Annotated in this window: 7 protein-coding genes; 2 read left to right on the forward strand and 5 right to left on the reverse strand. The window is 69.7% G+C overall.

The annotated features are described in order from the left end of the window. Nucleotides 1-93: 93 nt before the first annotated feature. Nucleotides 94-3,231, reverse strand: a complete 3,138-nt coding sequence (locus VM681_03665; GenBank protein ID HVL87094.1) for a hypothetical protein — start codon at nucleotides 3,229-3,231, stop codon at nucleotides 94-96. Nucleotides 3,232-3,657: 426 nt separating this feature from the next. Between VM681_03665 and VM681_03670 the strand changes: the two genes are divergently transcribed. Both VM681_03670 and VM681_03675 read left to right on the forward strand, forming a co-directional pair. Further along, a complete protein-coding gene (locus tag VM681_03670) occupies nucleotides 3,658-4,605 on the forward strand; it encodes a DUF2935 domain-containing protein (protein HVL87095.1) in 948 nt (315 codons plus the stop codon). Between the two features lie 15 nt (nucleotides 4,606-4,620). Next, a complete protein-coding gene (locus VM681_03675; protein HVL87096.1) occupies nucleotides 4,621-5,373 on the forward strand; it encodes an FAD-dependent oxidoreductase in 753 nt (250 codons plus the stop codon). Here the strand turns inward: VM681_03675 and VM681_03680 are convergent. The 4 genes from VM681_03680 to VM681_03695 all read right to left on the reverse strand — a co-directional run. Continuing rightward, complete coding sequence (locus tag VM681_03680) at nucleotides 5,360-6,412, reverse strand: Fic family protein (protein HVL87097.1); 1,053 nt, start codon at nucleotides 6,410-6,412, stop codon at nucleotides 5,360-5,362. The genes VM681_03675 and VM681_03680 overlap by 14 nt on opposite strands. Nucleotides 6,413-6,503: 91 nt before the next feature. Next, nucleotides 6,504-6,884, reverse strand: a complete 381-nt coding sequence (locus tag VM681_03685; protein HVL87098.1) for a TfoX/Sxy family protein — start codon at nucleotides 6,882-6,884, stop codon at nucleotides 6,504-6,506. Between the two features lie 100 nt (nucleotides 6,885-6,984). Beyond that, the gene (locus VM681_03690; GenBank protein ID HVL87099.1) at nucleotides 6,985-7,497 is read right to left on the reverse strand and encodes a hypothetical protein; all 513 of its coding nucleotides are present in this window, start codon (nucleotides 7,495-7,497) and stop codon (nucleotides 6,985-6,987) included. A gap of 266 nt (nucleotides 7,498-7,763) precedes the next feature. Then, a partial coding sequence (locus tag VM681_03695) for a hypothetical protein (protein HVL87100.1) occupies nucleotides 7,764-8,021 on the reverse strand: 258 nt, incomplete at its 5' end.

An 8,021-nucleotide genomic window follows, 5' to 3' on the forward strand; every position in this document is an offset into this window, starting at 1 on the left:
CACAGCCGACCGTCCGGAAAAACGTCGCGTTTTATCCCGGGGCGAGAAAGCCGCCCGCTCGGCGTTTCCTGCGCATGTGCGCAGTAACGGCTTTCACTCCTCCGGCCGCCGGAACAGGAGGACCGAGGCCATGACCACAAGCCCGCCGCCCAGGAGCATGCCCTGGACAAGGAGCGCCTGGAGCCCCTCGGACGAGAGAAGCTCGATCGTGTGGATCGAGAAGCCGCTCACCGACACGAGAAGCTGCGGGCACCCGGCCGTGAGGACGAGCAGGAACTCGGCGGGCTTGTCGCCGTCGTCGCGCGGGTTGAGGACGTCCTCGATGGAGTCGGCAAGCGTGATCGGCTGGTCGTCGAAGAGCACGCGGGCGCGGCCGTCCAACCGGATCGGCTGGTCGCAGAGGTTCACCACGATGGCCTTGCCCTCGTGCGCCTCCTTGCCGACCTGCAGCTTGAGCGCCGTCGACGAGGCGGCCAGAAGCTCCACCTCGACGCCGCCGTAGGACTGCACGCTGCGAAGCGCGGGCCGGCCTTCGACCGGGCCGATCACGACCTCGGCGCCCACGCGTCCCTCGGCGACGGCCGCCGACACGGCGACGGCCGCGCGGATGCCCTCGGGCGTCACGGGCGCGTCGTGCAGCATTCCCTTGAACACGAGCGTGCAGTGCGGCGCGCCCTCGCGCTCGGCGTCGCCGCGGTACCCTTCCGCGGCAAGCGTGGCGGCGATGCGCGAGCCCGTGCCGGAGAAGGACCCGCACGCGTCGCTGGAGAGCGCAAGCGCCCCGGAGGCGCCGCCGGCCGAAACGCGGGCGTGCGCGCCCTCGACGCGCGCCGAGGCTCCCGCGCCCAGGGCGACCGTGAACGTGCGGGCCGAGCCCGAGTCGCCCACGGCCGCGCCAAGGATGCCTCCGCCGGGCGTGTCGCGAACCGTCCACGCGACGCACCCGTTGCGGACCATGAGCGCTCCGCCGACGAGGCGGATCTCCGCGCGCGCGTCCGCGGCGCACGGGACGGCCAAGCGCGCAAAGAGCGTCGTGCCGCCCACCGCGTAGTCGAGGAGCGCGCCGTCGTCGCCGTAGCGGAACGAGACGAACTGGCCGCGCACGGAGTCGCCGCTCACCTCGAATCCGCAGCCGGGCAGGACGAGCGTGGCTCGCGGCCCGGGGGATCCGGCGTCCATGGCGGCTTGGCCGTAGATCGGGCAGACCGGAATCGGCGGAACGTCGAGGATGGGCATGGGAGGCGGCGAGATGTTGATGAGGGCCGGCGCGACGAAGACGTGCGCGCGGGCTTCGAGCGAGCCGTACTTGGCCAGGATGACGTAGGAGCCGGGCGACAAGGCGACGCCTCCGGCGTCCGTGAGGTCCCAGCTGAAGCGCATCTCGCCCGAGGGCGCGCGGCCGGCGCGGGCTTCGACGGGGAAGCGGAAGACCGCGCTGCCGCTTGCGCTCGTGTCGGAGTACGTCGGGCCCGGCTGCTCGAGCGCAAAGGACTGCAGGTATCCGTTCGTCCACGGTTGTCCTGCGGTCACGGTGTAGGTCACGCGGAAGGTGTGCAGGCCCGCCGTCAGCGTGCGTCCCAGGGGAACGCGAAGCGTCGTCCAGGTCCATCCGTCCTGCGGGCAAATCTCGGACGTCGTGCCGATCTCGCGCCCGTCGACGTGGAGGGTCCACGCGGCGCAGTCCCGCTCGCCGGCGGCGCGATCGTGCCCCTTGCCGACCGCAAGCGTCACGGCCGTCACTTCGGGCGTGCGGACCTCCCATTCGGCCCAGCAGCCGCTGTGAGGGAAGAACAGGGACGGGCTTGCGTCGGCGGCGCCGCTGTCGCGCGCGGCGTTCGCGTTCACGTCCATGCGCTCGCCGTCGCTGGCGCACTCGCCGGCGTCGCGCGTGCGTTGGTCTCCGGCGACGTGCATGGCCGTCATGCCCGGCCGGGGCTCGGTCCGGAAGCCGCCAAGCGTCGTCACGCCGACCTGCAGGCCGGCGTCCGAAACGGCCTCGGATTTCCACGCGACGGCAAAACGCACGCTCGTGCCGAGGTTGGCCACGATCGAGCTTCCGTCGCTTGATCCATCAAACACGATGGCGATGGCGCCCTCGGCCGAGACTCCGCGGATGGAGAACGTCTGGCGGACCGCATGGCCGCCCATCTCGAATTGGACGCCGTAGGTTCCAGGCGCGACCTGCCGGCCCTCGTTGTCGCGCTGGTCCCAGCGAAGGGAAAACGAGCCTCCGGGCGGCAGCGTCTGCACCACGGCGGCGACCGCGGGCGAGAACACGGCGTGCATCGTGCCGTCGGCGCGGAAGCCAAAGACCGTCCACGACGGGGTCCCCTCGACCCTGCCGTCGCCGACGTTTGTCACGTTGAACAGGAACGGCTCGCCTACGGCGGCCGTCGAGGGATAGACCGTGAGCGAAAGCGAAGCCGACGGCGGCGGGCGCGGCGGCTCCGTCGACGGGGGGGGCGGTGCCGGCCGCGCGGAGGTTTGCATCGCGGCCTGCGTGATCCCGAACTTCCCGCCAAAGGCCGCCGCGACGACGAGCACCGTGGGGCGGTACGGGTCCGTCATGGTGATGTACGAGGGATCGTAGGTCGTGCTGCGGCTCTCGCCGGGCGGGATGACGGCTTCGAAGCCGCCCGCGTAGTTGACGCCGCCCCACCAGCGGATGCCGCTTCCCTCGTAGATGCCCATGTCCTCGAACCGGCTCACGAGGAGATTCACGTAGCCTTGGTAGGTTTCGAGTCCCGGGTTGTGGACGAAGATCGTCATGACCTCGCCGCGGGCGTAGACGGCCTTGTCAGTCGCGACGCGAAGGCCCGCGGCGGGGTTGATCCAGAAGTCCGTGACGCCGCGGCTCTCGCCTTCGTAATACACGTAGGCGGTGTATCGGCCGGCGCGGGCCTGCGAACCGTCGTCCAAGCGCTGGTCCCAAACGTGACGGTGCACGGTCTGCGGCTGGATCGCGGGCATCGTCACGGTGTGGACGGTGTGGGCCGCGGAGACGTCGAAGGACGCGTACTCGATTCGGATCTGCACGTTCGACAGCGGCGCTTCGTCCGAGTTCCCATCGTTGCGGACGTACAGAACGACGGACTCGCCAAGGTCGAAGCGGGGCTTCTCCATCGAGACGTGGAGGCCCACGTACGACGATTGGGCCAGGCTCGCGGGCGTGCTCGCGACGAGGAGAAGGGCGACCAACGCCAGGCCGACAGCGCGAATCCTACGCGTCATCGGCCCGCATTCGCCGGCAGGCGTCCATATATACTTTGGACCGACCCTCAACGCGCCAGGCGCCCGAAACTGCGGCGCAAGGCACAAAGATGCCCGTCGGAGCGTTCGCCGGGACGTCCGACCCGCCGTTGAAACCCGGGCCCCGCGATTCACGCCTCTGCGCGCCGGTCGAGGCCCCGCCGCCTGCGACAAACCGGCTCCAGGCACCGGTTGCGCCCCTCGGCCTTGCTCTCGTGTCTCGACCCCGGCCGCGCGCCAAGATCGGGACCGAAGGTCGGGCGGGCAAGCTTGCCAAAGCCGGCGCAGCCTCGATCTTGCCGAGCGTTGCGGCAACCCGAAAGACCGACGCCTGCGCGCGTGGCCGGGGAACCTTTTACCCGCTCCCCACCGCTCACGTTGGGGAAGAGGGCCCGCGAGGTGAACTCCATGGCCCAGCGAATCGGCACCGGGACCGGCGGCGAGCGGACTGCAAGCGGACTGAACGTCGTACGGCCCACGCCGCCCACGCCGGAGCTTGCGGGCATGGTGCAGTACGCCCGCAACGCCGCGGGCGAAGTCGAGCGCCCCTACGAGATCCCGGTGATCCTCCCCTCGCAGGAGGACCTCGATCCGCGCAAGCACGCGTGGGCCGACGCGCGCTTTTGGACCAACATCATGAGCGAGCACGCGCTCTTCTTCGCGGTCCTCATGCCGCCCGAGCTTGCCGAGGAACCGCGCAGCGAGGCGCTCGAGTTCCACGAGCGCTTCAAAGGCCTCCACGAGCGCGTGGCAAACTCGCCGCCGCCCCAGCGCGGCGATGTGCGCACGTTCACGCGGGACATCGCCAACGAGATCCGCCCGTTCATCGAGTACAAGGAGCGCCAGCACAAGGCCCAGACGACCGGCGCGCTCCGAAGCCTCGTGTGGCCGCTGTTCTTCGAGCACACGCGGCGCGAAGCCGTGCGCTTTGTCAACCGCCTCGAGGGGTTCGGACGCGAGGAGCCCGCCTTCGACCGCCGCGAGGTCGTCGCCTTCTGGTCGCAGATCATGGACGAGCACGCGCGCTTCGTCGCGCATCTCCTCGATCCCGACGAGCGCGAGCTCGTCGAGAAGGCGATGAGCACAAGCCGCGTCTTTGCAAGCTGGAGGCCCACGGGCGCAGGCGCGGCCGAAGCGTTGGTGAAGGAGCCCACGACGGTCCTCTCCTCGCTCATCCAGAACCCGGAGATGGACGCCGTCATGAGCGCGGCCCAGACCATTCTCGACTTCAAGACCGAGGCCGCCCGCAACATCGAGGCCGCGCGCATCCGCAGCATCATCGAGCCGCGGTTGGGGGACCACGTGCGTCGCGAGGCCATCAAGTTCATCGACGAGCTCAAGCGAACGGGCGACTGAGCGGGGCAGCCCCGGATGCCGACGCGCGAGCGCGACGCCGGCGAAACCGCCTCCGCGTACGCCACGAGCCTGCTCTCGGTCGACCGCATCGCGGAGGGCACGCTTGGCTTCCGCATCGGGAAGCCGCCCGGGTTCGAACCGCTGGCCGGCCAGTACACGGTCGTGCACCTGCCGGAAACCGACGAGCTTCGGGGCGAGGACCGCGAGCACATGTTCAGCATCGCAAGCGCGCCCGAGGAGCCGATCCTGCAGTTTGCAACGCGCATCGAGGAGCGCGATTCGCCGTGGAAACGGACGCTTGCGAACCTTGCCGCTGGCGCGCGGTTGCATCTGGACGAGCCCGATGGCCAGTTCGTGCTGCCCGACCCGCCGGAAGGCTCCCTGGCCTTCCTCGCCGGCGGCATCGGCATCACGCCGCTTCGCGCGCTTCTTCGGCACCTACTCTTTGCCAGGGCGCAGGCGGACGTGGCCCTGTTCTACTCGAATCCAACGGTCTCCCGCGCGGCCTTCCTGCAGGAGCTTCGCGAGCTACCCGGGCAGCTGCAGGGCTTCCGCCTGGTGCACACGGTCACGGACGAGGAGCCGCCGCGTGGCGACGAGCGCGGCCGCATCGACGCCGACATGCTCGCGCGCCACCTCGACGACGTGCACGAGCCTCTGTACTACCTCGCGGGGCCGCCGGCGATGGTGAAGGACATGCGTCGGATGCTTCTCTCGGAGGACGTGGGCAAGGAGCGGATCAAGGTCGAGTCCTTCACCGGGTACTAAGACCGTACGTCGCCCCGCGCCGCGCGCCGCGGAGATCGAGGAAACCCGCTTGGACGAGCCGCCGGAGATCCTCCTGCAGCGTGCGACGGTTGAGGTGCGGGAAGGCGGCGTGCACGTCCCCAAAGGCCACGCGCCGGTCTCCCCTGCACACGCGCAGGAGCCACGCTGCGACCTGTGCCTGGCGGGGATTGAGCCCGACGTCCCGCCCGACGGTCAGCCGTGCGACGGCGTCGCTGTAGGCGCTCTCGAAGACGCCGCTTGCGTAGCGCAACCACGGCGTGAGATCCTCCGGCTGGCGCTGGGCGCGCGCGAGCGCGTCGTAGTAGGACGCGCGATCGGCGTTGATCGCATAGTCGACGAGAGCGTGGCGGACGCCGGGGTAGCCCGCGTGGTGGAGCATGAGCGTCATGAGCGCGCGGCCCAGGCGACCGTTTCCGTCGAGGAACGGGTGGATCGCCTCGAACTCGGCGTGGAAGAGCCACGCGCGGACAAGCGGGGGATCGGGCGCGGCGTGATACCAGTCAAGCGCGGCTTGCAGCTCCGCGGCGGCGCGCTCGGGCGGCGTCGGAACGTAGACCACGGTGCCGTCGGAGCGACCGATGTAATTCGCTTTCTCCTTGATGCGCCCAAGCCCGCGCGCGGGCGAGAGAACGCCTTCGAAGAGGAGCGCGTGCAACGCCTCCACGTCCGCGACCGCGCGGGGCACGGATCGCTCGCCGAGGCGCTCCATGAACGCGGCCCAGTTGAGGACCTCGCGCTCGTCGGGCGCGCGCATGGCCTCGGGCGTGGGGCCTTGGGCGAGCACGCTTTGGACCTCGTCGAGCGTGAGCGGATTGCCCTCGATGCTCGCCGTGCCGTAGGCGTTGTAGGAGAGGGCGGCACGGAGCATTGCGCGCTCCTCGTCGCCGGCTTCAAGGAGCGCGAGGTCGTGGTCGAGCCGCTCGATGCGGCGCAGGCGCTCGCCCACCTTGGCGTCGATCTCGTAGGCGGGGTGGAAGGCGTCGCATGGCGCGCGGACGGTCGGGGGAGGATTTTGCACAGTGCCTGAGATAATTAGTGTGCAAATCGTTCTTAACCATTGTGCAAATTCCATGTGCAAAGCCCGGGGGGCGGCGCCGGACGGGCGACCCCTAGCCTTCGCGCCTGCCGCGCCGCCGCGCCTTCCCGCTGGCGGCGCCCTCCCTCGGCACCGCACGGGCCAACCACGCGCGCAAACCCGCCTGCGTCCGCACGCCGGCGGAGCCCACGTACACGAGCCCGCGAAGCGGCCGGCCGGTGAAGTCCATCGGCCGTGCGTGCGGCAGCCGCAGCGCCCTCTCGTACCCCTCCGGCCCGACCCGGACCACGAGATCGTCGCCCAACACGCCCACGAGCATCTTCCCCCGGACGAGGAAGGCAAGACCCCCGAACATCTTGCGCTCGACGGCGCCCTTGCCCGTCAGGGCGGCGCGGACGCGGTCGGCAAGGCGGGGATCGTACGGCATGGACGTGGCAAGGAGGAGCGGGGGCATGAAGGCGCGGCCCGTCACCGCGACCTTCGCACAAGGGCTGCCTTGAGCCCGGGACGATGAACGCGAAGAAATGCGCGTCGTAACTCCGGCGGATCGAGCCCTAGGGAGTCGCTTCCGCGACCCGCCTGAGCCATGCGGCCGGGTCGGACTGTTCGGTTCGGGCGGCGGCGTCCGAGGCAAAGTCGAGAATCGGCGCGGGAACCTTTCCAAGCCATCTTCGGATCGCATCCAGGATTCCGTGCCGATCCGCCAGCGCCAAACATTCGGCAATCTGCCGCTTCTCCGGCACAAGAACGCTCATGTCGAACAGATCCTTGCCTGCTTTGCGCAGGAAATAGCCCTGGGAAAGCGCGCGGATCAGGTTCGCCCTCGAGGGATCAAGGAGCGCCATCGTCGCTCCGTCCTCGAGCGCGCGATACGCAAGGGATCGATCGCGCAACGCCGCAAGCTTGACAAGCGCGAGGCTTTCGCGATCCGGAACGACGACGTTTGAGATCGGCGGATCCACCCGCAAATCCCGCTGCTGCAAACGGCCGGCGAAAAGCTTGCGCGGAACGTAGCCGGCAAAGGGAATGCCCAAATCCGTATCGCCGGTGCCAAGGAGCTCCTGCACGGAATCGAGGCCAAGCGTCTCGACCTGACGCTGCGGCCCCACTTCGATCCCATGCTTTGCAAGCTCCGTGCGCACGTCGCCAGGGAGATCTCCGGGAACGTAGACGTCGCAATCGACGCTTGGCGCCGCGGGAACTTGCGCAAAGACGGCCCACCCGCCGCCGAGGACGTATTCGTGCCCGCCGCGTTGGAGCGCGCCGAGCGTCACGCTTGCCACCCGTGGCGCCCGCGCATCGACGAGGTTCCAATGCAGATCGCTGATCCGGGTCATGGCCCTTCCCGCAAGCGTGGTAGAAGGTTGGCTTCGAGGAAGGCCGCGTGGGCCCCGCCCTCGGGGTGCGCGCGCAGATCCACGACGGTTTGGAACGGCGACGTCACGGGGAGCCCCGCGCGCGTGGCCACCGAAAGTCCGGAGAGGGATTCGGTGTAGATCTGGAGGAACCCACGGGAGGCTCGCCGGCTTCGGGCATCTTGCGCGATGCGTCGCACGCGGCGGACGCTGCCGCGCTCGACGTAGAGGTGGAC

The sequence above is a fragment of the Candidatus Thermoplasmatota archaeon genome (assembly GCA_035541015.1).
GTDB lineage: Archaea > Thermoplasmatota > SW-10-69-26 > JACQPN01 > JAIVGT01 > DATLFM01.

Coding starts and splice junctions, on each gene's coding strand:
- VM681_03675 (HVL87096.1), top strand. CDS start 4,621: ATGCCGACGCGCGAGCGCGACGCCGGCGAAACCGCCTCCGCGTACGCC.
- VM681_03685 (HVL87098.1), bottom strand. CDS start 6,884: ATGCCCCCGCTCCTCCTTGCCACGTCCATGCCGTACGATCCCCGCCTT.
- VM681_03670 (HVL87095.1), top strand. CDS start 3,658: ATGGCCCAGCGAATCGGCACCGGGACCGGCGGCGAGCGGACTGCAAGC.
- VM681_03665 (HVL87094.1), bottom strand. CDS start 3,231: ATGACGCGTAGGATTCGCGCTGTCGGCCTGGCGTTGGTCGCCCTTCTC.